Source organism: Streptacidiphilus jeojiensis (genome assembly GCF_042510965.1).
Taxonomy (GTDB): Bacteria; Actinomycetota; Actinomycetes; order Streptomycetales; family Streptomycetaceae; genus Streptacidiphilus; species Streptacidiphilus jeojiensis.
In genome coordinates, this window is the sequence record NZ_JBEUKS010000005.1 from 323,512 (window position 1) to 345,709 (window position 22,198).

General features: G+C 72.3%; 14 protein-coding genes. 5 read left to right on the forward strand and 9 right to left on the reverse strand.

From position 1 onward, the window contains the following. The first annotated feature begins 105 nt into the window (after window positions 1-105). Genes ABUW04_RS16470 through ABUW04_RS16480 form a run of 3 tightly spaced genes read left to right on the forward strand, consistent with a single transcriptional unit; the run spans window position 106 to window position 3,697 of the window. Entirely contained in the window at window positions 106-630 is a 525-nt protein-coding gene (locus tag ABUW04_RS16470) for a PadR family transcriptional regulator (RefSeq protein ID WP_030249174.1), read from the forward strand. Beyond that, a complete protein-coding gene (locus tag ABUW04_RS16475; RefSeq protein ID WP_380565477.1) occupies window positions 627-1,361 on the forward strand; it encodes an ABC transporter ATP-binding protein in 735 nt (244 codons plus the stop codon). The genes ABUW04_RS16470 and ABUW04_RS16475 overlap by 4 nt, the downstream gene beginning before the upstream one ends. Then, complete coding sequence (locus tag ABUW04_RS16480; RefSeq protein WP_380565479.1) at window positions 1,358-3,697, forward strand: FtsX-like permease family protein; 2,340 nt, start codon at window positions 1,358-1,360, stop codon at window positions 3,695-3,697. The genes ABUW04_RS16475 and ABUW04_RS16480 overlap by 4 nt, the downstream gene beginning before the upstream one ends. Window positions 3,698-3,755: 58 nt before the next feature. On the opposite strand, the gene ABUW04_RS16485 is transcribed toward ABUW04_RS16480, so the two are convergent. The 8 genes from ABUW04_RS16485 to ABUW04_RS16520 form a co-directional block, all read right to left on the reverse strand. Beyond that, window positions 3,756-4,160, reverse strand: coding sequence for an SgcJ/EcaC family oxidoreductase (locus ABUW04_RS16485; RefSeq protein WP_380565481.1), 405 nt, complete (start codon window positions 4,158-4,160; stop codon window positions 3,756-3,758). Window positions 4,161-4,253: 93 nt separating this feature from the next. Further along, window positions 4,254-6,602 (reverse strand): xyloglucanase, encoded by a 2,349-nt coding sequence (locus ABUW04_RS16490; protein ID WP_380565483.1) that lies wholly within the window; start codon window positions 6,600-6,602, stop codon window positions 4,254-4,256. A 110-nt stretch (window positions 6,603-6,712) separates the two neighbouring features. After that, window positions 6,713-8,701 carry a beta-galactosidase gene (locus ABUW04_RS16495; RefSeq protein WP_380565485.1) on the reverse strand — a complete coding sequence of 663 codons (1,989 nt, stop codon included), beginning with the start codon at window positions 8,699-8,701 and terminating at the stop codon, window positions 6,713-6,715. 2 nt (window positions 8,702-8,703) lie between these two features. Continuing rightward, on the reverse strand, window positions 8,704-10,737 hold the full coding sequence (locus ABUW04_RS16500; RefSeq protein ID WP_380565487.1) for a glycoside hydrolase family 31 protein: 2,034 nt from the start codon (window positions 10,735-10,737) through the stop codon (window positions 8,704-8,706). Between the two features lie 51 nt (window positions 10,738-10,788). After that, window positions 10,789-11,802, reverse strand: coding sequence for a LacI family DNA-binding transcriptional regulator (locus tag ABUW04_RS16505; protein WP_380565489.1), 1,014 nt, complete (start codon window positions 11,800-11,802; stop codon window positions 10,789-10,791). Between the two features lie 175 nt (window positions 11,803-11,977). Then, a complete protein-coding gene (locus tag ABUW04_RS16510; protein ID WP_198037249.1) occupies window positions 11,978-12,919 on the reverse strand; it encodes a carbohydrate ABC transporter permease in 942 nt (313 codons plus the stop codon). Window positions 12,920-12,921: 2 nt separating this feature from the next. Beyond that, a complete protein-coding gene (locus tag ABUW04_RS16515; protein ID WP_232241996.1) occupies window positions 12,922-13,908 on the reverse strand; it encodes an ABC transporter permease in 987 nt (328 codons plus the stop codon). A 40-nt stretch (window positions 13,909-13,948) separates the two neighbouring features. Next, entirely contained in the window at window positions 13,949-15,619 is a 1,671-nt protein-coding gene (locus ABUW04_RS16520; RefSeq protein ID WP_030249150.1) for a type 2 periplasmic-binding domain-containing protein, read from the reverse strand. A 375-nt stretch (window positions 15,620-15,994) separates the two neighbouring features. Here ABUW04_RS16520 and ABUW04_RS16525 point away from each other — a divergent pair, with 375 nt between their 5' ends. Both ABUW04_RS16525 and ABUW04_RS16530 read left to right on the forward strand, forming a co-directional pair. Further along, a complete protein-coding gene (locus ABUW04_RS16525) occupies window positions 15,995-18,943 on the forward strand; it encodes a glycoside hydrolase family 3 C-terminal domain-containing protein (protein WP_380565491.1) in 2,949 nt (982 codons plus the stop codon). 119 nt (window positions 18,944-19,062) lie between these two features. Then, window positions 19,063-19,797 (forward strand): GH12 family glycosyl hydrolase domain-containing protein, encoded by a 735-nt coding sequence (locus ABUW04_RS16530; protein ID WP_380565493.1) that lies wholly within the window; start codon window positions 19,063-19,065, stop codon window positions 19,795-19,797. A 70-nt stretch (window positions 19,798-19,867) separates the two neighbouring features. Here ABUW04_RS16530 and ABUW04_RS16535 read toward each other — a convergent pair whose 3' ends face one another. Further along, entirely contained in the window at window positions 19,868-22,192 is a 2,325-nt protein-coding gene (locus ABUW04_RS16535; RefSeq protein ID WP_380565648.1) for a glycosyl hydrolase family 95 catalytic domain-containing protein, read from the reverse strand. Window positions 22,193-22,198: the final 6 nt, after the last annotated feature.

Consider the following 22,198-nt stretch of genomic DNA (forward strand, 5'->3'; position numbering starts at 1 on the left):
TCCGCTTTCTCTGCCCGCGGCAGATTCGCTGACAGCAGAGGTGGCCCGGCCGCCTATCCCCGCCGTCTATACACATCAGCTATACCCCGTGTGTATAGTCCTCCCATGTCCCTTGGTCAGACCTTCCTCGGCCTGCTGGAGTCCCAGCCACGGCACGGCTACGACATCAAGCGCGTCTACGACGAGCACTTCGGCCGCGGCCGTTCGCTGCACTACGGACAGGTCTACGCGACCCTGTCCCGGCTGCTGAAGAACGGCCTGGTCGAGGTCGACGCGGTGGAGCCGGGCGAGGGCCCGGAGCGCAAGCGCTACTCGATCACCGACGCCGGCGTCACCGACGTCGCCGACTGGCTGTCCCGTCCCGAGAACCCCGAGCCGTACCTGCAGAGCACCCTCTACACCAAGGTCGTCCTGGCGCTGCTGACGGACCGTCCGGCGGCCGACATCCTGGACACCCAGCGCGCCGAGCACCTGCGGCTGATGCGCGAGCTGACCCGTCGCAAGATGGACGGCGACCTGGCCGACCAACTGGTCTGCGACCACGCCCTGTTCCACCTGGAGGCCGACCTGCGCTGGCTGGAGCTCACCGCCGCCCGCCTGGACCGGCTCGCCGCGGAGGTGCGCCGATGACCGCCCGGTCCGAACAGCGACCCGAGCAGCGTCCCGAACACCCGTCGGAGCAGCCGTCCCCGCTGCTCAGCGCCCACGCCCTGCACAAGTCCTTCGGCCCCACCCCGGCCCTGGACGGCGCCTCGATCACCGTCGCCGCCGGCGAGCTGATCGCCGTGATGGGCCCCTCGGGTTCGGGCAAGTCCACGCTGCTGCACTGCCTGGCCGGCATCCTGCGCCCGGAGAGCGGCACCGTCAGCTTCGACGGCCTGGAGCTCACCGGCTGCGGCGACGCCCGGCTGAGCGAGTTGCGCCGCAGCGAGTTCGGCTTTCTGTTCCAGTTCGGCCAACTGGTCCCGGAACTGACCTGCCTGGAGAACGTCGCCCTGCCGCTGCGGCTGAACGGCGTGCGCCGCAGGCAGGCCGAGCAGCAGGCCACCGAATGGCTGGAGCGGCTGGAGGTCGACGACCTGGCCGCCAAGCGCCCGGGCGAGGTCTCCGGCGGTCAGGGCCAGCGCGTCGGCGTCGCCCGCGCCCTGGTGACCCGGCCCCGCGCGGTGTTCGCCGACGAGCCCACCGGTGCGCTGGACTCGCTCAACGGCGAACGGGTGATGCAGTTGCTGACCACCGCCGCCCGCGACACCGGAGCCGCCGTGGTCCTGGTCACCCATGAGGCCAGGGTCGCCGCCTACGCCGACCGCGAGGTCGTGGTCCGCGACGGCCGCACCCGCGACCTGGCGGTCGCCCGGTGACCCGCTCGTCCCGCCGCACCGACCTGCTGCTCGGACTGCGGCTCGCCGTCGGCGGCGGCCGCGACGGCTGGAGCCGGCTGCTGCTCACCGCCGTCGCCGCCGCCCTGGGCGTCGCCCTGCTGCTGCTCGGCGCCGCCATCCCGGGCATCGACCAGCACCGCAACGAGCGCATCTACGTCCAGAACGACACCTTCACCGGCTCGGCCATCGCGACCCGCACCGACCGCACCGCGCTGATCGCCGAAGCCGACACGACCTTCCGTGGCCAGGACATCCGCGGCCGGCTGGTCCAGCCCGAGGGCGCGAACACCCCGGCCCCGCCCGGACTGACCCAGTACCCGCCGGTCGGCTCGATGGCCGTCTCCCCCGCGCTGGAACGACTGCTGCGCGCCCCCGGCAGCGAACTGCTGCGGGAGCGGCTGCCGTACCCGGTCACCGCGATCATCGGCGACGCCGGGCTGCTCGGTCCGGCTCAGCTCTCCTACGTGCTGACCAGCGACCACCTGAGCACCGCCGGTGGCGCGGTGCGCATCGACCGCTACGGTGCCAGGGCTCCGCACGAACCGATGCGGCCGATCCTGATCCTGCTCAGCCTGGTCGGCATGGTGGTACTGCTGGCGCCGGTCGGGGTGTTCCTGGCCTCGGCCGCCCGGTTCGGCAGCGAACGCCGCGACCGCCGGCTCGCCGCGCTGCGGCTGGCCGGTGCCGACCGCGGCACCACCCGCTGGATCGCCGCCGGGGAGTCACTGGCCGGAGCGCTGCTGGGGGCGGTCCTCGGTGTCGGCTTCTATCTGGCGGGCCGTCAGCTGGCCGAGCGGTTCACCTTCGGCAGCCTCAGCGTCTTCCCGCAGGACATCACCGTGCAGCCGCTGGTCGCCGTCCTGGTGCTGCTGGCCGTCCCGGTGCTGTCGGTGGCCGCGACGCTGCTGTCGCTGCGCCGGATCGCGGTCGAGCCGCTCGGCGTGGTGCGCCGGCAAGGGGGTGCCAGGAGGCGGTTGTGGTGGCGGCTGGCGCTGCCGGTGCTCGGACTGCTGGTGCTGCTGTTCGCGGTGCGCTCGCCCGAGGGCATCAACCAGGGCCGCAGCCTCGCCCTGGTCGCCGGCGCGCTGGTGCTGCTGCTGGTCGGTTCGACCGCGCTGCTGCCCTGGCTGGTGGACTCGGCCACCCGGCGCGCGCCCGTCGGCGGCCTGCCCTGGCAGCTGGCGGTGCGCCGGCTGCAGCTGGCGACCGGCCCGGCCACCACCGCCGTCAACGGCATCGTGGTCGCGGTCGCCGGGGCCATCGCCCTGCAGAGCCTGTTCCTGGGCGTGTCCGACAGCTACTACGGTCCCTCCGGCGCCCCGACCGCCCGGCAGCAGGACACGGTCGCGGCCACGGTCCGGCTCCCCGGCAGCCTCCAGGCCGGCGCCGAGGCGACCGCGCTGCGGAGGAGTCCGGGGGTGCGGTCCGCCGTCGGCTACGTCTCGCTGTACCTGGCCGCCGACGGCGGCAACGGCGCCTCGACGGACGCCCTGGTCGCGGACTGCGCCACCCTGCGCACCCTGGCCGCGCTGCCGCACTGCACCGACGGCGAGGTCTTCGATGTCGAGGCGAACGCCCCGGACGCCGGGACCTACCGGCCCGTCAGCACCGGTACCGAGCTGAGCACGCTCGACCCCGGCGGCCGCAGCCGGACCTGGCGGGTGCCCGCCGGCAGGTCCACGGTGACCCTGCTGGGCGCACCGGCGGCCCCGGGCACCATGCCCGGACCGCTGGCCTACGGCGGCCTGATGATCACCCCGGCCGCCGCTCCCGCCGCGTTCGTCGCGGCGGAGCCCGCCACGCTGAAGCTGAGCCTGGACCCGGGCGTTGCGGACGTCAGGGACCAGCTGCGCACCTCCGCCGCCCGGCTGTCCCCGCAGGCGACCGTCGTCTTCCCGGACGACCCCACGCCCAACCCCCAGTTCCACTCGCTCAGCCAGGCGTTGGCGGCCGGCATCGCGGTGACCCTGCTGCTGATCGCCGGCAGCCTGCTGGTGGGTCAGCTGGAGCGGCTCAGGGAGCAGAACCGGGTGCTGGCGGTGCTCTACGCCTTCGGCACCCGGCGCCGGATCCTGGCCCTGTCGGTGCTGCTGCAGAGCGCGCTGCCGATGGCGCTGGGCCTGCTGGTCGCCCTCTGCGGCGGCCTGGCGGCGGGGGCGGCCCTGCTGCGGCTGGGGGGTCTGCCGATCGGCTTCGACTGGTCCGCCGTCGCCACCATGTGCGCCGCCGGGGCCGCGGCGGTGCTGCTCACCACGCTGCTCAGCCTGCCGGTGCTGCTGCGCACCATGCGCCCGGCCGGACTGCGCTTCGAGTAGCACGGGCGGCCGAACAGCGGACCGGTGGTCCGCTGTTCGGCCGCCCGCAGCGGCGACCTCAGGCCGCCAGCACCGGGCTGTTGTGGTACGCGGCGATCAGCCAGCGGCCGTCCCGCTTCTCCAGGACCCAGGTCGCGTTCACCCTGCCCGCTTCCGGGACCTCGGTCTGTCCGGCGAACAGGACGCCGGACTCGCTGAGGACGATCGCGGCGTCCCTGCCCACGAAGCGCAGGCTGATCTCCCTGTTCCAGGTCGAGCTGCCCTTGAGCGGCCCCTCGAAGGCCAGCGCCATGCTCTCCCGGATCACCTCGCGGCTGCCGCGCAGCGAACCGGGGATGACGGCGCTCGCGTCCGCGGTGTAGTCGGCGACCATGCGCTCGGCGTCGCCGGCCTCCCACGCCTTGTAGGAGTCCGCCAGTACGGCCTGGATGGCGGCCTCGTCCTCGGCACGACTGTCCGACATCGGGTTCTCCCTCCGATCGGTTCGCCGGGCTGTTCCGGCGAGCTCGTCAGTACGTACCGGCGACGGGGGCGGAACTCATCGCTCGGCCGGGAGTCAGATCAGGTCGCCGTAGATGACGCCCCGTCCGTTGGTGCCGACGTAGACCCGGCCGTGGATGCGCGGGTCGCCGGTGATGCAGGTGCCGGTCCAGCCGTACTGGTGCCGGTCGTCGTTGATCCGGGTCCAGCTCCGGCCGGCGTCGTCGGAGCGGAACAGGCCGCGCACGCCGCGGATCCTGGCGCTGGTGTAGACGGCGGGGTAGGAGCGGCCCGGGGCGGCCTTGCCGAAGCCGACGGTGTCGCCCTGGTCGACCGCGGGGATCCGGGTGAATGAGCGGCCGCCGTCCGTGGAGCGCCACAGTCCGTAGACCCCGCCCCCGGTGACCGTGGAGTCCGCGCCGCCGGCCAGCCAGATCTCGCCGCGGTGGCCGGGGACCGCCTTGAAGCGGGCCGGGCCGGTCGCGGGCAGTCCGCTGGTGGCCGCGGCCGCCGTCACCGTGAAGCTCGCGCCGCCGTCCGTGCTCCGGTAGAAGGCACCGGCTGCGAAGCCGTAGAAGGTGCCGGGGTCGACCCGGTCCGACCGCACCGCCGTTCCGGCCGGGATCCCGGTGCAGGCGGTCCAGGTGGCACCGCCGTCCGCCGACCAGCTGACCGCCGCGCCGTCCGGGGCCCAGACGATCCGGCCGCCGTCGGCCGCGAGCGCGACCGCGCCCTCGCCCGGACCCGGGCCGGTGGTCCCGGTGGGCGGGGTGGTGACCGGGGTCCAGCTGGTCCCGCTGTCGGCGGACAGGCCCAGGTAGGCGGAGCCGCCGCTGCCGGAGCGCACGATCGTGGCCGGGGCCAGTTCGGCGTAGTCGAGGGTGTTGGTCGCGCCCACCGTCGGATTGGCGTACATCGGGTAGGCCCGGTCCAGTGTGGTGTGCACGAAGCCGCCGACGTCGCTGACGCCGGACAGCAGCGGCGGCCCGACCGGCGGGCTGAGCAGCGTCTGGACCGCGGTCTCCTCCAGGCCCTGGGCCCGGACCGAGATGGCCACGGTGCCGCCCTTGTCCCAGGCCGTCAGATTGTCGGCGCCGTAGATCGTCGCGCCGGTGCCGTAGAGGAAGTGGTCCGAGTCGAAGGGGTCGATCTCCAGCGCCTCGGTCATCCAGCCGAGCTTGGGCGAGGTCTCCGGCAGCGCCGGGGTGGAGTTGAAGTCCAGCCAGGGCGCGGCGGAGATGTCCAGCGAGTAGCGGAAGGTCCGCTCGGGGTAGTTGCCGAAGTCCCAGGCCCGGGTCCAGCTGGCACCGGCGTCGGTGGAACGGTAGATCACGATGTCCGGCCACCAGCTGATCTGGGTGACCACCATCAGCGTGTCCGGGTTCTGCCGGTCGATGCTCAGCCCGCTGTAGCCGAAGCCGTCGTCGCTGCTGGTCGAGGGGACCGGGCTGATGCAGGTCCAGGTGTCGGTGGCGGTGTCCAGCTTCCAGACGTCGCCCTTGGAGCCGTCGTAGGGGCCCACGGTGTTGCTGGTGGCCAGGTAGAGGCTGCCGCTGACGTGGTCGAACACCGCCTTGTGCGGCAGGTAGCCGGTCGGCTGGCCGGGGACCCGGGCCCAGGTCGCGCCGGCGTCGGTGGAGCGGTAGAGGATGTTCTCGGTGTCGGCGACGGTGACGTAGATGGTCCTGGTGGCCCGGCCGGTGCGGCCGTCGCGCGGGTCGAAGACGACCTGGAGCACCCCGGCGTTATCGCTGTTGTAGCCGCTGGTGTCGGTGGGGTCGGGGACGAAGTCGCCGACGTTGGGGAAGCTCGCCACCTGCGCCCAGGACGCGCCGTAGTCCTCGCTGCGCCACAGCCCGTGGCCGCCGCGCACGCCCAGGTAGAGGATCCGGTTGCGGTGCGGGTCGATCGCCAGCCGTTCGCCCATGCCGCGGCCCGGCATGTTGCCGCCGAGCTGGAACGGCAGGTCGGCGGTCTTCCAGGTCCGCCCGCGGTCCTCGGAGCGCAGCACCGCACCCTGGTTGGGGTCCCAGCCGGCCGCGGTGTAGGTGCCGACGGCCGCGTAGACCCGGTCCGGCTCCAGCGAGTCGGTGGCCAGCGAGACCACGCCGGTGTGTCCCCAGGTGTCCCAGCCGATCCAGTCCAGCAGCGGCACCCAGCGCCCGGTCCCCCGGTCCAGCCGGTAGGCGCCGCCGATGTCGGTGCGGGCGTACACCAGCCCCGACTCGGACTGGTTGAAGACGATTCCGGGGACGAAGCCGCCGCCGACTATCTGGGCGTTCTTCCAGGTGTAGGCACCGCCGGCGATGGAGCCGCCGGCGCCGGTGGCGGCCAGCGCCCGGCCTGCCGGGGAGAGCAGCGGGGTGGCCACGGCGGCGGCACCGACCGCCATCAGACCTCTACGGGAGATCTTCGGACTGGGCATGGACTGTCCTTTCTCGACGCTGAGAAGACGTGCGGAACCAGACGTGCAGGACCAGGGAGTGCAGGACGAGGACGTGCAGGACCAGGAAGTGCAGGGTGCTCGGGGCGGATTCAGCCCTGGCGCAGTACCGCCGCGCCGCGGGCCGGCAGGGTCAGTCCGTCGGGACCGACCTCGGTGGCCGTGAGCAGGTCGTGGCCGGCGACGTCGAGCCGGACCGGCTCGTCGCCGTGGTTGAGCAGGAACAGCCAGCTGCGTGAGCCGCCGTCGACCGACGACCTCCGCACCGCCTCGACGCCGGTCGGCAGTCCGGCCACCACCGGGGCGACCCCGGCCTGCGCCAGCACCCGTCCGATCAGCGCCGCGTACCCGGCGTCGTCCAGCCGGGTGGACGCGTACCAGCCGGTCCCGGCGCCGAACCGGTGCCGGGTCAGCGCGGGCTGACGGTCCATCACCCCGGAGGTGTAGGCGGCCAGCACCTCCGCCCCCTCGGCCCGCAGCAGCTCGCTCCAGCCCTCCGCCGACGTCCCGTCGGAGAGAGTGAGCAACTCCCCCGCCGCCAGCGGCCGGTACTCCTCCACCCGCAGGCCGAGCACCTCCCGCAGCGGACCGGGGTAGCCGCCGAGCCTGGCCTGGTGGAACTCGTCGACGGCGCCGCTGAAGTGCTGCACCAGCAGCGTTCCGCCGCCCTCCACATAGCGCCGCAGCGAGGCCGCGCCGGCGTCCGAGAGCAGGTACAGGCTGGGCGCGACGACCAGCCGGTAGCCGCTCAGATCGTGTTCGGGGTGGGCGAAGCCGACGGTCACCCCGGCGTCCCAGAGCGCGCGGTGGGCCCGGCGCAGCGCGGCGTGGTAGTCGAGCTGCGGCAGGCCGCGGTTGTCCAGCGCCCACCACACGTCCGCGTCGTGCAGCACCGCCACGTCCGCGTGCACCCGCGAGCCGGCCAGCTCGCCCAGCCCGGCCACGGCGGCGCCGGTGGCCGCCGCCTCCCGGAAGATCCGGGTGTCGGGCCCCGCGTGCGGGACGATCGCCGAGTGCCACAGCTCGGCGCCGGCCCTGGACTGGCGCCACTGGAAGAACAGCGCGCCCTCCGAGCCCCGGCCGATGTGGCCCAGCGAGTGCCGCAGGATGTCGCCGGGCTCCTTGGGCAGCGTGCCACTGGCGCTGTAGACGGTGTTGGTGCCCTGCTCGATCAGCAGCCAGGGCTTGCCGCCGCCGAAGGAGCGGGCCCGGTCGGCGCCGAAGGCGGTGTCGGCCGCGGCGTCGACGCCCGCCGCGTCGGGGTAGTGGTCGATGCCGACGAAGTCGACCTCGGCGCCGAACTTCCACAGGTCCAGGACCTGGTAGCCGGGCAGCATCAGATTGGTGGTCACCGGCAGGTCGCTGTGCTCGCGGATGGCGTCGCGCTGCTCCCGGTAGGCGGCCAGGGTCTCGTCGGACCAGAACCGGCGGTAGTCCAGGGTCTGCCCGGGGTTGTGGTGCCACTGGGTGGCGCGCGGCGGCAGCACCTGCTCCCAGGAGCCGTAGTGCTGGCTCCAGAAGGCGGTGCCCCAGGCCGCGTTGAGCGCCTCCAGGGTTCCGTACCTGGCCCGCAGCCAGTCCCGGAAGGCGGCGGCGGCGTGGTCGCAGTGGCAGACCGTGGCGTACTCGTTGTGGACGTGCCACATCGCCACCGCCGGGTGCGCGCCGTAGCGCTGGGCGAGCGCGGCGGCGATCCCGCGGGCGGCCTGCCGGTAGCCGGGGGCGGCCAGGCAGTAGGTGTCGCGGCTGCCGTGGGTGAGCCGGGTGCCGTCGGCGGTGACCGGCATGGCGTCCGGGTGCGCCAGGGTGAACCACGGCGGCGGGGAGGCGGTGGGGGTGGCCAGGTCCACGGCGACGCCGTTGGCGTGCAGCCGGTCCAGGTGGGCGTCCAGCCAGCCGAAGTCGAAGCGCCCCTGCTCGGGTTCCAGCAGCGCCCAGGAGAAGACGCCCACCGTGGCCAGGTTGACCCCGGCCTGACGCATCAGCAGGTCGTCCTCCTTCCAGACCTGTTGGTCCCACTGCTCGGGGTTGTAGTCGCCGCCGAAGGCCAGCCCGCCCAGGCGCTCGGTGATCCGACGCATCGTCAGGCCTCCGCGATCGGCAGCCGCGCACCGTCCCGCAGGAACAGCGGGATCCGCTCCAGCGGGGCGTCGACGGTGACCGTCGCCCCGCCCCGGTACCCGGTCCCGGTCCAGGCGCAGGTCCAGTCGGCGCCGGCCGGCAGGTGGACCTCGCGGGAGCGGGCACCGGCCTCGGTGACCGGGGCGACCAGCAGGTCCGGGCCGAGCAGGAAGGAGTCGTCCGCCGTCCAGGCGTCGGGGTCCTCCGGGAACTCCAGGAACAGCGGGCGCATCGGCGGGACGCCGGTCTCCGCCGCGGTCCGCATCTGCTCCATGACGTAGGGGCGCAGCCGCTCGCGCAGGTGCAGGTAGGAGGCCAGGATCGGGTACGCCTCCGCGCCGTACGACCAGACCTCGTTGGGCAGGCCGGTCATCGCCGGTTCGAGCTTCTGCTCGGCGCCGCGGAAGCCGTGCAGCCGGAACAGCGGGCAGAAGGCGCCGTACTGGAACCAGCGCACCAGCACCTCGCGGTAGGCCGGGTCGTCCGGGTCGCCGCCGTGGAAGCCGCCGATGTCGGTGGTCCACCAGGGGATGCCGGAGAGCGCGACATTGAGGCCGGCCTTGATCTGGGTGCGCAGCGAGGCGAAGTCGGTGCCGATGTCGCCGGACCACAGCGCTGCGCCGTAGCGCTGGGCGCCGGCCCAGGAGGAGCGGTTCAGCGAGACCACCTCGGTCTCCCCGGACGCGAGCATCCCGTCGTGGATCATGCGGGCGTTCTCGCGCGGGTAGAGGTTGCCGACCTCCAGCCCGGGCCCGGCCGAATAGCGCAGGTTCCCCTGGAAGTTGGGCTTGAGCTCGGGCTCGCAGGCGTCCAGCCAGAACACCTTGATGCCGTGGTCCAGGTAGTTCTTCCTGATCCGGTCCCAGACGAAGGCGCGCCCGGCCGGGTTGGTGGCGTCGTAGAAGGCGACCTGCGCCGAGTAGGCGCCGAGGCCCTTGTCGGGCCAGTCGGCGTGGGCGACCGGGCCGTACTCGGTGTTGATGAACAGGCCCTGGTCCAGCATGGCGTGGTAGTTCTCGCTGACCGGGCTGACCGAGGGCCAGACCGACACCATCAGCTTCACCCCGAGCTCGTCCAGCTCGCGCACCATGGCGGCCGGGTCGGGCCACTCGGCCGGGTCGAACTTCCACTCGCCGAGGTGGGTCCAGTGGAAGAAGTCGGAGACGATGACGTCCAGCGGCAGCCCGCGGCGCTTGTACTCGCGGGCCACCTCCAGCAGTTCCTCCTGGGTGCGGTAGCGCAGCTTGCACTGCCAGAAGCCGGCCGCCCACTCGGGCAGCACCGGGGTGTGCCCGGTGGCGTCGGCGTAGTGGCCCAGCACCTCGGCCGGCTGACCGGCCGTCACCCAGTAGTCGATCTGGCGGGCGCTGTCGGCGACCCAGCGGGTGCCGGTCTCGGCGAGCTCGACCCGGCCGATGGCGGGCGAGTTCCACAGCAGCCCGTAGCCGCGGTCGGAGACCAGCAGCGGGACGGTGACCTCGGCGTTGCGCTGCACCAGGTCGATCACCGCGCCCTTCTGGTCCAGCATCCCGTGGGTGTGCTGGCCCAGGCCGAACAGCTTCTCCCCGGTGTGGGCCCGGAAGCGCTGTTCGATGCGGTGGTAGCCGTTGCCGGTGGCGGTGTAGAGGCGGGCGCCGGGCCACCAGAAGTGGGCCGGCTCCTCGGCCAGCAGTTCGCTGCCGTCCTCGGTCCGCAGGAAGGTCAGCTGGCCCGCGGTGGCGCCGAGCTCCGGGGTGAGCTTGCCCTCGCTGAAGGCGTCGATCCGGACCGTGATGGCGCCGTTGACCAGGGTGGCGCTGTGCTCGGAGAGCTCGATCACCGGCTTGGCGCCGGCCGGGGCCGACTCCAGCAGCGCGCCGGGCAGGTCCTCCAGCAGCGGGCCGCCGGGGGTGGCCCGCACCCGTACCGAGTCCGGTCCCCAGGCCTCGACCCGCAGGGTCTCTCCCTTGGCGCGCCACTCCAGGGCGTGGCCGAGGTCGTGGAAGTGCTGCGACATGAGCTGGGTTCTCCGATACGTGGTGTGGGTGGTACGAGAATTGACGACGGGTCAGAGATGCAGCGGCGCCGGGCCGCTGCTCTCCCTGACGGTGAGCACCGGGGTCAGCAGGGTGACCTCCTGGGGCTCCTTGCCGTCGATCCGCTGCATCAGCAGGTCGACGGCGCGCCGGCCCAGCTCCTGGGCCGGTCCGGTGACGGCGGTGAGCCTGGGCGAGTACTGCTCGGCCAGCGGCTCCGGGCACAGTGCGACCACCGAGGCGTCCTCCGGGACGATCCGCCCCGCGGTGCGCAGCAGGCTCATCAGCGGGCCGATGGCGCCCTCGTTCTGGACCACGAACCCGGTGGTGGCCGGTCGGTCGGCGAGGATCCGGGAGAAGGCCCCGGCGGTGCTCTCGTAGGTGCCCTCGCAGGGGCGGTGCAGGATCCGCAGTCCGCGGGTGGCGGCCCGGTCCCGGAAGCCGGCCAGGGTGCGTTCGGCGTAGCCGGCGTGCCGCTGGTAGACGGCCGAGCCGTAGCCGATGAAGGCGACGTCGCGGTGGCCCAGGTCGGCCAGGTGGTCCGCACAGCTGGCGCCGGCCGCGAAGAAGTCGTGGTCCACGCAGGACAGCCCGGTGGAGTCCTCCGGCAGTCCGATCAGCGCGGCGTGGGTGTTGAGCGCGCGCAGCACCGGGATGCGCTCGTCCTCCAGCTCCACGTCCATCAGGATCACCCCGTCGGCCAGGCCGCTGGCGGCGACCCGGCGGACCCCCTCCGGGCCCTCGTCATTGGTGATCAGCAGCACGTCGTAGCCGTACTGGCGGGCCGCCATGGTCACCGAGATGGCGATCTCCATCATGATCGGGACGTAGACGTCGGTGCGCAGCGGCACCACCAGGGCGATGATGTGCGAGCGCTTTCCGGCGAGCGCCCGGGCCCCGGCGTTGGGGTGGTAGCCGAGCTCGCTGATGGCCTGTTCCACCCGCTGCCGGGTGGCCCCGGAGATCGTGCGCTTGCCGCTGATGACGTAGCTCACGGTGCTCGACGAGACGCCTGCGTGTCTGGCCACTTCGGCGAGTGTCACCATGGTGGAGCTCTCCCTCGAGTCGTACTGTGCGTGTGGTTCCTGCAGCGTAGTGACTGGTTGTCAGGTGTGTGGCCGGGTGTGGTGGGACCGGCCCCGTCGTACGGCTGGGGAGGGGTACGCGGGGCCGGTCCGGCTCGGGGTCGCGCTCCGGGGGTCGTGCTCCGGGATCCGGGCCTCAGCCCTTGACGGCGCCGGTGAGCACGCCGGTCCTGAAGTGCTTCTGCATGAAGGGGTAGACCATCAGGATCGGCACCAGGGTCAGCACCACCACGGCCATCTGCAGCGACAGCGGCGCGGTCTGCGCGTGGCCGGTGCCGAAGCCGTTGTTGACCGAGCCGGGCATGTTCATCCCCTGCTGCACGTACTCCAGCAGCACGTACTGCAGCGGCCACTTGCTGCTGTCCACCGGCATGTAGAGCATCACGTTGAAGAAGGAGTTCCAGTAGCCGACCGCGTAGAACAGGGTGATCACCGCGGTGACCGCCTTGGAGGTGGGCAGCACCACCGACCACAGGGTGCGCCAGTCGCCGGCCCCGTCCATCTTGGCCGCGTCGATCAGTTCGGCCGAGGTGCTGGAGTAGAAGGAGCGCAGCACCAGGATGTTGAACACCGACACCGCGCTGGGCAGGATCAGCGCCCAGTACTGGCCGTAGCCGCCGAGGCCGGTGACCACCAGATAGGTGGGGATCAGCCCGCCGCTCACGAACATGGTCAGGATCAGCACCATCAGGATGATCCGGTGGCCCATCGACCGGGACCGGGACAGCCCGTAGGCGCAGAGCACCGAGACCACCATCGAGACCAGCGTGCCGACCAGGGTGACCAGCAGGCTGACCACCAGCGCCCGGGTGACCTGGTCGTTGGTCAGCATCTGCCGGTAGGCGTCCAGGGTGAGCCCGTCCGGCCAGATCACCAGACCGCCGGCCCGGCCGATGGCGCCGGTGGTGGACAGGCTGGTCAGCACCACCACCCAGAGCGGCACCAGCACCGCCGCGATCACCACGGTGAGGACCACGCCCTTGCCGGCCTGCCCGATCGCGGTGGGCGGTTCCTCCCAGGGGGCGCGGGTGGGGGCCGCCGCAGCGGGGTTGCGGCGCAGCCGCAGTGTCGTCGCCATGCTCATTTCCGGTACAACCCGTCCTCGCCGAAGGCGTGCGCCAGCTTGTTCGCACCCAGGATCAGCAGCAGTGAGATCACGCTCTTGAAGAGCCCGGCCGCCGCACCGTAGCTGTAGTTGTTGGTGGCGATGCCGTAGTAGAAGGAGAAGGTGTCCAGCACGTCGGCGGCGCTGTGGCCGACCGCGTTGCGCTGGATCAGGAACTGCTCGAAGCCGACGGTGAGCGCGTTGCCCAGGCGCAGCACCAGCATCAGCACGATCACTCCGCGCAGCCCCGGCAGGGTGATGTGCCACATCCGGCGCCAGCGCCCGGCGCCGTCCACGGCCGAGGCCTCGTAGAGGTTGTTGTCGATGGCGGCCAGCGCCGCCAGGAAGACGATGATCCCCCAGCCGGCCTCCTTCCACACCGCCTGGGAGGTGATCAGCAGCGCGAAGGTGTGCGGGTTGGTCATGAAGTCCCAGGTGCCCACGTTGTGCTGGCGCAGGAACTGGTTGAGCACGCCGGCGCCGCCGAGCATCTGCTGGAAGATGGTGACGGTCAGCACCCAGGAGAAGAAGTGCGGCAGGTAGACCACCGACTGCACGAAGTTGCGCAGCCGCTCGTTCATCACGGTGTTGAGCAGCAGCGCCAGCACCACCGGGATCGGGAAGAACAGCACCAGCTGGACCAGGCTGAGGAACAGCGTGTTGCGCAGCGCCCCCCAGAACAGCGGGTCCTGGAACAGCATCCGGAACTGGTCCAGGCCGGCCCAGCTGCTGTGCCAGACACCGACCAGCGGGTCGTAGTACTGGAAGGCCGTGACCAGGCCGAACAGTGGTGCGTAGTTGAAGACCAGCAGCAGCACCACAGCCGGGAGGGTCATCAGGATCAGGGACTTGTCACGCCTGAGCCTGATCCGCCAACTCAGTTTGGCGGACACCGGTCGGGTGCCGTCCTCCGCTGTCTTGCGCCGGCCCTTGCCGGGCTTGGTGGCGACTGTTGCTGCCACTGGCTCTTCCTCTCTCCGCCGGATCCGCCGGGTCCGCCGACTATTGCCCGGTTCCGTACTTCGCCATGACGTTGTCCGAGTACCACTGCACCAGCTGGGTGCCGCCGCTGGACTTCCAGGCGGAGATGGCGGCCTGCACGTCGGACACCTTCTTGATGCCGTGGTAGCAGTCCTTGATGGTGTCCTCGACGGCCTGGGCGGCGTCGGCGGTCGCGAAGCGCTGCGGCACGGTGATGTTCATGTTGAGGAACACCGGCTTGTACACGTGCTGGGAGGCGGCGGCCTGCCAGGCGGCGTAGTCCTTGGTGACCTGGTCCGCGCCCGGGTTGCTGATCACCGCGCGGCAGGTGGCCAGGAAGGGGTAGGTCTGCTGCTGGACGTACTTCTTGCCGTCGTCGGTGGCGGTGGGCACGCCGTTGACCATGGTGTAGTGGGTGCCCTCGACCCCGTAGTTGACCATGGTGTACTCGGCCGAACCGAACGGGGCGGCCAGGTAGTTGGCGACCGCGAGCAGCTCCTCGATCTGGTCCTTCTTCAGCTTGGCGTTGAAGTAGCTGACCTCGGCGGTGTTGGTGCCGAGGAACACGCCGGGGGTGGACTTGCCGTCCGCGGCGAAGACCCCGAAGGCGCCCCGGCGGTAGTTCTTGTTGGCGGCGACCCCGGCCTGGGCGTCGGTGAGGGACCAGGAGCCCATGCCGTCACCGGCGATCAGCGTCTTGCCGGCGTAGAAACGGGTCTTGCCGTCGTTGTTGTTGCCGGCCAGCGCGTCCGGGTGCATGGAGCCGGACTTGGCCAGCTTGTAGTGCCAGTCCAGCGCCTCCAGTATCTGCGGGGTGTCGTACTTGTGGACCAGCTTGCCGTCGGTGACGGTGAACTTGTTCGGCACCCCGAAGTAGGGGAACAGGTAGGTCCAGACGTCGTCGAAGGCCCAGACCCCGCCCTTGGCGTTGGTCAGCTCCTTGCCCAGGTTGAACAGGTCGTCGGCGGAGGTCACCTGGTCGGCGGTGATGCCCTTGGCCCCGAGGACGTCCTGGCGGAAGAAGGTGGTGCCGGCCAGCGCGAAGCCGCTGGAGAAGGACGGGATGCCGTAGATCTTGTCCTCCCAGGCCCCGTCGGCCCAGGCCCCGGTGGGGATGGCGGCGAGGTTGGGGTACTGCTTGATGTTGTCGCCGGACAGGTACGGCGTGAGGTCGGCCAGCTGGGTGCCGACCAGTTCGCCGACGTTGAAGTTGGGGTTCCACCAGGTGGGCAGCTGGATCCAGTCCGGGAGCTTCTTGGCCGCCGTCATGGTCGGGACGATGGTGGCGTAGTTGACGCCGTCGGCGGGCTTCATCGTCAGGGTGACGCCCAGGGCCTTGTTCATGGCCTGGTAGAAGGAGTTGCCGGGGTTGGGCACGGTGCCCCAGAGCGGGGTGACCGCGGTGTAGCTGCCGCCCTTGCCGGGGACGCCGGAGACCGTCCTGGTCTGGGTCGCCGGGTAGCTGAGGAAGCCGGGGTCGGTCGACGAACCCGCCGCGCCGTTGACCGAGGGGATGTCCGCCTTGAGCGAGTTGTTGGCGACATAGCTCGGCAGTGCGGCCTGCAGGCCGGTCTTGGTACTGGTCCCGCCCTTGCTGCTGGCGCTGCTGCTGCCGCAGGCGGTGAGCAGGGGGGCGGCTACCGCCGCACCGGCCACCGCGGCGGCGGAGCTGAGCAGGGATCTGCGGTTCATCTGGAAGCTCATGGTGGGGCGGCCCTTCGCCTTTGAGGTCCGATGCGTGATGGCTCGAAAAGTCTGCGAAGCCAGATGTTGAAGCGCTTCGACGTTGCCGTGAGACTAACGACGCGTTACCGATTGAACAAGGGGCTGAACAAACCTATTTTCGACGACCGCTGCGGCCTGCGAATGCTTCGTCAACTCACCATCACTGCAGGTCAGATGCGTAGTCCCAGCTCTCGCAGCAAGCTGTGCGCCGGCTGTCCGCGCCGACCGGAGAAAGTCCGGGCACCACAGTTGACACACGCCCGGCCTCGTGCCACTTTCGAAACGCTTCACCACTGCGGCCGTGCCGCCCCTCTCCCAGACACCTCCCAAGGGGTTCACCACGTGAGTTCCACGTCCCTGCCCACCGAGCCGCTGCCCGCCGCCGCACCCGACCGGTTCCCCTTCCGCGACCCGGCGCTCCCGGTCCGTGAACGGGTCGCGGACCTGCTGTCACGGCTCACCCTGGACGAGCGCGTCGCGATGCTGCACCAGTACTCCCCCGAGGTACCGCGCCTCGGCCTGGCCTCCTTCCGTACCGGCACCGAGACCCTGCACGGCGTCGCCTGGCTGGGCCCGGCCACCACCTTTCCGCAGGCCGTGGGTCTGGGAGCGACCTGGGACGAGGAGCTGGTGCACCAGGTGGCCACCGCCACCTCGATCGAGCAGCGGGCCTTCCACTACCACCGCCCGCCGGTCGTCGGCACCGGCCGCAACAGCCTGCAGGGCTGGGCCCCGGTGGTGAACCTGCTGCGCGATCCGCGCTGGGGCCGCAACGAGGAGGGCTACTCCGAGGACCCGGTGCACTCGGCCCGGCTCGGCGACGCCTTCTGCCGCGGCATGGCCGGCGACGATCCGACCTACCTGCGCACCGCCCCGATCCTCAAGCACTTCCTCGGCTACAACAACGAGGACGACCGCTACACCACCTCCTCCGGGCTGCGGCCCCGGGTGCTGCACGAGTACGACCTCGCCGCCTTCCGCCCGGCCGTCGCCAACGGCTCGGCCACCGGGGTGATGGTCGCCTACAACCTGGTCAACGGCCGTCCCTGCCACGTCAGTCCGCTGATCGAGGCGGAGCTGCGGCGCTGGGCCGAGCCGACCGGCCAGGAGCTGTTCGTCGTCAGCGACGCCGAGGCCCCCTCCAACCTGGTCGACCTCGAGCACTACTTCGAGGACCACGCCGAGTCGCACGCCGCCGCCCTCAAGGCCGGCATCGACAGCTTCACCGACCACGGCGAGGACACCGCGACCACCTTCGGACGGCTGAAGGAGGCCCTGCGGCGCGGCCTGATCAGCGAGGACGACGTGGACACTGCGGTCCGGCGGCAGCTGTCGATACGCTTCCGCCTGGGCGAGTTCGACCCGCAGCTGGACCCCTACGCCGGCATCGGCTGGGACGTCGTCGACGCCCCCGAGCACCGCGCGCTGGCGCTGCGCGCCGCCACCGAGTCGATCGTGCTGCTCAAGAACGGGGGCGCCGGTGAGCGCCCGCTGCTGCCGCTGACCGGGGACGGCGTCCGCCGCGTCGCCGTCATCGGCCCGCTGGCCGACACCCTCTTCGAGGACTGGTACAGCGGCACCATGCCCTACCAGGTCACCGTCGCCGCCGGGCTGAGCGCCGCGGTGGCCGCCCAGGGCGGCGAGGTGGTCCTGGTCGAGGGCGTGGACCGGATCGCGCTGCGCGCCGTGAGCACCGGCGCCCTGCTCGCGGCACCGCTGTTCGACCCCTCCGGGCCGCTGCAGGCCGCCGACACCGAGGCCCAGGAGCAGAGCGACGAGGCCGGGTTCGACCTGTTCGACTGGGGCAGCGGCGTCCTGACGCTGCGTAACGTCCGCACCGGACGCTACGTCAGCCTCAAGGACGAGGACCGCACCCTGGCCGCCGACCAGCTCCAGCCCAACGGCTGGGACGTGCACGAGACCTTCCGGCTGGAGCCGCAGCCGGACGGCACCGAGGTGCTGCGCAACATCCACAGCGGCCGGTACGCCGTCGTCGACGCGGCCACCGGCCGGGTCGTGCTCAGCGCCGACTCCCCGGAGCAGGCCGAGCGCTGGCGGCGCAGCACCGTCCGCGACGGCACCGCCGAGGCCGTGGCCGCCGCGGCCGCCGCCGACACCGCGGTCGTCGTCCTCGGCAACGACCCGCACATCAACGGCCGGGAGACCCAGGACCGCGAGGGCATCACCCTGCCCCCCGCCCAGGACGCCCTGCTGCGCGCCGTCGCCGCGGCCCGGCCGCAGACCGCGCTGCTGGTGATGAGCAGCTACCCCTACGCCGTGGACTGGGCCGAGGAGCAGCTGCCGGCCGTGGTGTGGACCTCGCACGGCGGCCAGGAGACCGGCCGGGCCGTCGCCTCGGTGCTGCTGGGCTCGGCCGAGCCGGCCGGACGGCTGCAGCAGACCTGGTACCGGGCCGAGGACGAGCTGCCCGGGCGGCTGGACTACGACATCATCAAGGCCGGCTGGACCTACCAGTACCACCGCGCCGCCCCGCTCTATCCCTTCGGCCACGGCCTGTCCTACACCAGCTTCGGCTACTCCGACCTGCGGCTGTCCGCCCCGGTCATGGAGCAGGACGGCTCTGTGGAGGTCGGCGTGACGCTGGCCAACACCGGGGGGCGCGACGGCACCGAGACGGTCCAGCTCTACGCCCGCGCCCTGGACGCCCGCTACCAGGCGCCCCGGCTGAAGCTGGTCGACTTCGCCAAGGTCCGGCTGGCGGCAGGGGAGAGCAGGGAACTGCGCTTCACCGTGCCGGCCTCGGCCCTGGCCCACTGGGACGTGGTCGGCGGCGGCTTCACCACCGACCCCGGCGGCTACGAGCTGCTGGTCGGCCACAGCGCCGAGGCCCTCGCGCTGACCGCGCCGCTCGCCGTGAGCGGCCCGGCCCCCGAGCCCCGCGTGGCCGTCGACCGGCGGATCCCGGCCGCCGACTTCGACGACTACGCGGACCTGGTCCTGGTGGACGCCGACCGCACCGACGGCGACGCGCTCACCCCCGCACCGGGCGGCACCGGAGAACTGGTCTTCCGGCGCACCGCGCTGGACGGGGCGACCGGTCTGCGGGTCGAGGTCTCCCGCACCGAGCCCGGCGAGGCGCTGCTGGAGCTGTGGGCCGGCGCCCCCGGTTCCGGCATCCTGCTGGCCTCCGTCCCGGTCCCCGCCACCGGCGGCCGCTACGCCTGGACCACGGTCGAGGTGCCGCTGCTCCGGCAGCTGGACGGGGTGCGCGACCTGCACCTGGTACTGACCGGCGAGCAGCGCCTGGCGGCCTTCACCCTGATCGGGTGACCCCTGGTTCCGGGAGCGGGGGAGGTGCCTCCCCCCGGTCCCGGCGGGCCGTCCGCCTCTGAGGGTGGGCGGGCGGCCCCTTCCCCCACCCACGCGTGACCGAATTCGAGGGAGAATTCATGCGCATCCCCACCCGCACCACCCGTACCAGCCGTAAGGGCCGCGCCGCCCGCGCCGGCCTGTCCCTGGCCGTGGCGGCCTCGGCGCTGATGCTGACGGCGACCGACGCCAGCGCGGCGACGTACACCTCCTCCGACCAGTGGGCCTCGTACACCAGCGGCAGCTACACCATCTACAACGACGAGTGGGGCAGCGGCTACGGCTCGCAGACCCTGTGGGCCAACTCCTACGCCGACTGGGGCGTCAGCTCCACCCAGCCGTCGACCTCCGGGGTGAAGTCCTACGCCAACGTCAGCCGCAGCTTCGGCACCGCGCTGAACTCGCTGTCCAGCGCCACCAGCACCTTCGCCACCACCCTGCCCAGCACCGGCAACTGGGAGTCGGCGTACGACATCTGGCTGAACGGCAGCTCGGTGGAGGTGATGCTGTGGATGGACAAGAACGGCGACGTGGGACCGCTCGGCTCCTCCGTCGGCAACCTCACCCTGGACGGGAAGACCTGGACCGTCTACGTCGGCAGCAACGGCACCAACCCGGTGTACTCGTTCGTGCTCTCCTCGAACGTGACCTCGGGGACGGTGAACATCCTCAACATCCTGAAGTGGATGCAGAACACCAAGGGCTACGTCAGCAACCCCACGCTGTCCACGGTCCAGTTCGGCTTCGAGATCAGCGGGACCGGCAACACCGCGCAGAACTTCGCCGTCACCAACTACTCGGCGACGGCCTCCTGACGCAACGGCAGGACTGAACGACTGAACGGGCGGGGCCGGGCTCTCGGGGGGAGTCCGGCCCCGCCGCCGTTCACAGCGCCACGTCGCGGCCCTTCCCGTCCACCGTCAACGCCGACTCCCGCACCGCGCCCGCGGCGTCGCGCCAGCGCAGCCGCAGCGCCGTCGGTCGCGGCGCGACCAGCCGTATCGCGACCGGCGCGCCGTCGCTCCAGCCGAGCCGTTGCACGGTGACGCCGCCGCGGGCGCGCAGTCCGTGGACCTCGCCGGAGGGCCAGGCCGGCGGCAGGGCCGGTAGCAGGTCGAGGGCGCCGTCGTGGGACTGCAGCAGCATCTCGGCGATCCCGGCGACCACGCCGAGGTTGCCGTCGATCTGGAACGGCGGGTGGGCGCACAGCAGCGACTCGTACACCCCGCCGGTCTCGCCCCGGTCCGCGCTCACCGGCCGCAGCATCACCCCGAGCAGCCGGTGGGCCGACGCACCGTCACCGAGCCTGGCCCACAGGGCGGTCTTCCAGGCGGTCGACCAGCCGGTGCTCTCGTCGCCGCGCTGCTCCAGGCTGCGGCGGGCGGCCTCGCGCAGGCCCGGAGCGGTGAGGCTGCGGCCCGGGTGGACGCCGAGCAGATGCGAGAGGTGGCGGTGGTGCGGCTCGGTCTCCTCCCGTTCGGTGTGCCACTCCAGCAGCCGGCCCCGGGCATCGGCGCGCAGCGGACGCAGCCGCGGCAGCGCGGTCCGGATCCGCTCCAGCAGGTCCGGATCGGCGCCGTCCCCGGCGGCCTGCGCCGACTCCAGCAGGAACCCGAAGAGCTCGCGCAGCAGGGTCCCGTCCATGGTGGTGGACAGGTCGACCGAGGCGGGTCCCTCGGGGGTGGCGAAGCGGTTCTCCGGGGAGGTGGCCGGAGCGGTGACCAGGAAGCCCTCCTCGTCCTCGGTCAGCAGGTCCAGGGCGAACCGGGCCGCGCCCGCCGCGACCGGCCAGCCGGTGCCGCGCAGGAACTCCTGGTCGCGGCCGAACTCCCAGTGCTCGGCCAGGTGCAGCGCCAGCCAGACCCCGCCCATCGGCCACTGCGACCACATCGGATCGCCGCTGCCCTCACCGACCGGCCAGCTGCCGCGCCAGAGGTCGGTGTTGTGGTGGCAGGCCCAGCCGTCCGCGCCGTAGAGGTCGGCGGCGACACCGCGGCCGGCCTCGGCGAGATCCGCGACCAGACGCAGCAGCGGCTCGTGGCACTCCGGCAGCGCCGCGGTCTCGGCGGCCCAGTAGTTCATCTGGGTGTTGATGTTGACCGTGTAGTCGCAGTTCCAGGGCGGGGTGACCTGGTCGTTCCAGAGCCCCTGCAGATGGGCCGGCTGGGCCAGCGGTCCGGGGCGGGAGCAGGCCAGCAGCAGGTAGCGGCCGAAGTCGAACAGCAGCGGGACGAGCTGCTCGTCCACCGCTCCGGACGCCCGGGCGTGCAGCCTGGCGTCGAGCGGGAGCGCGCTGTCCCCGGGGGCGTCCAGCCGCAGCCGCACCCGGTCCATCCGCTCCGCGTGCTCGGCGCAGTGCTCGGCGCGCAGCTGCTCCCAGGGGCGTGCGTAGGCGGCCGCGATCCCGGCCGCGGCCGCCGCCAGGCACTGCTCCTCGCTGCGCACCGGATCCCGGTCCCAGCCCTCGAAGCCGGTGCGCGCGTCGACGAACAGGGTCAGCGCCCGGACCCCGCGCAGCAGCAGCCGCTGCCCCTGCGGTTCGACCGTGCCATCACCCTCGACCCGCACCCGGGCCAGGGCGGCGGCGCGCAGCGCATGGTCCTCGTGCTCGACCAGCGGCCGGCCCTGGGCGTCCTGGCCGACCCGGGACGGCGCGGCCAGCAGCAATGCCAGCCCGTCGGCGCCCCAGGGCCGGACCGACTGCCGCAGCTGCGGGCTGTCCCAGCCCAACTCTCCGTTCAGACCGCCGGGTTCGTCGCTCTCCAGCCGGACCAGCAGCAGCCCGGTGCCGACGCTCGCCAGCACCTCCTGCCGCACCCGGCCCCAGCCCGCCCGGGCCACACCCTCACGGAGCATCAGCTCCCGGCCGTGGTACTCCCCCTGATCGTCCGTCAACCTCAGAACCAGGTCGCCGACCGGCTGGAAGGCCTCGGCCGACCGCCCCTGCACCGCCTGCAGCCGCCGTCCGGCATCGACGAAGCGTCCGGCCCGCAGGTCCGCCCTGACCGCGTCGAGCAGCCCGTCCGGCACCTGCGGCGGCTGCACCCGCCGGGGCCCGGACCAGAAGGTCTCCTCGTTGACGGACCAGCGGCACCCGCCGGGCTCCCCCCACACCATGGCGCCGAGCCGGCCGTTCCCCACCGGGAAGCCCTCGACCCAGCGCCGCGCCGGCCGCTCGAACCACATCGGCGAATCGCCGAACCGCCCCATGGACAC

Bases quoted from the DNA above. Each gene is read 5' to 3' on its own strand.
- ABUW04_RS16470 (WP_030249174.1), top strand. From the start codon at position 106: ATGTCCCTTGGTCAGACCTTCCTCGGCCTGCTGGAGTCCCAGCCACGG.
- ABUW04_RS16475 (WP_380565477.1), top strand. From the start codon at position 627: ATGACCGCCCGGTCCGAACAGCGACCCGAGCAGCGTCCCGAACACCCG.
- ABUW04_RS16485 (WP_380565481.1), bottom strand. From the start codon at position 4,160: ATGTCGGACAGTCGTGCCGAGGACGAGGCCGCCATCCAGGCCGTACTG.
- ABUW04_RS16490 (WP_380565483.1), bottom strand. From the start codon at position 6,602: ATGCCCAGTCCGAAGATCTCCCGTAGAGGTCTGATGGCGGTCGGTGCC.
- ABUW04_RS16495 (WP_380565485.1), bottom strand. From the start codon at position 8,701: ATGCGTCGGATCACCGAGCGCCTGGGCGGGCTGGCCTTCGGCGGCGAC.
- ABUW04_RS16500 (WP_380565487.1), bottom strand. From the start codon at position 10,737: ATGTCGCAGCACTTCCACGACCTCGGCCACGCCCTGGAGTGGCGCGCC.
- ABUW04_RS16505 (WP_380565489.1), bottom strand. From the start codon at position 11,802: ATGGTGACACTCGCCGAAGTGGCCAGACACGCAGGCGTCTCGTCGAGC.
- ABUW04_RS16510 (WP_198037249.1), bottom strand. From the start codon at position 12,919: ATGGCGACGACACTGCGGCTGCGCCGCAACCCCGCTGCGGCGGCCCCC.
- ABUW04_RS16520 (WP_030249150.1), bottom strand. From the start codon at position 15,619: ATGAACCGCAGATCCCTGCTCAGCTCCGCCGCCGCGGTGGCCGGTGCG.
- ABUW04_RS16530 (WP_380565493.1), top strand. From the start codon at position 19,063: ATGCGCATCCCCACCCGCACCACCCGTACCAGCCGTAAGGGCCGCGCC.
- ABUW04_RS16535 (WP_380565648.1), bottom strand. From the start codon at position 22,192: ATGGGGCGGTTCGGCGATTCGCCGATGTGGTTCGAGCGGCCGGCGCGG.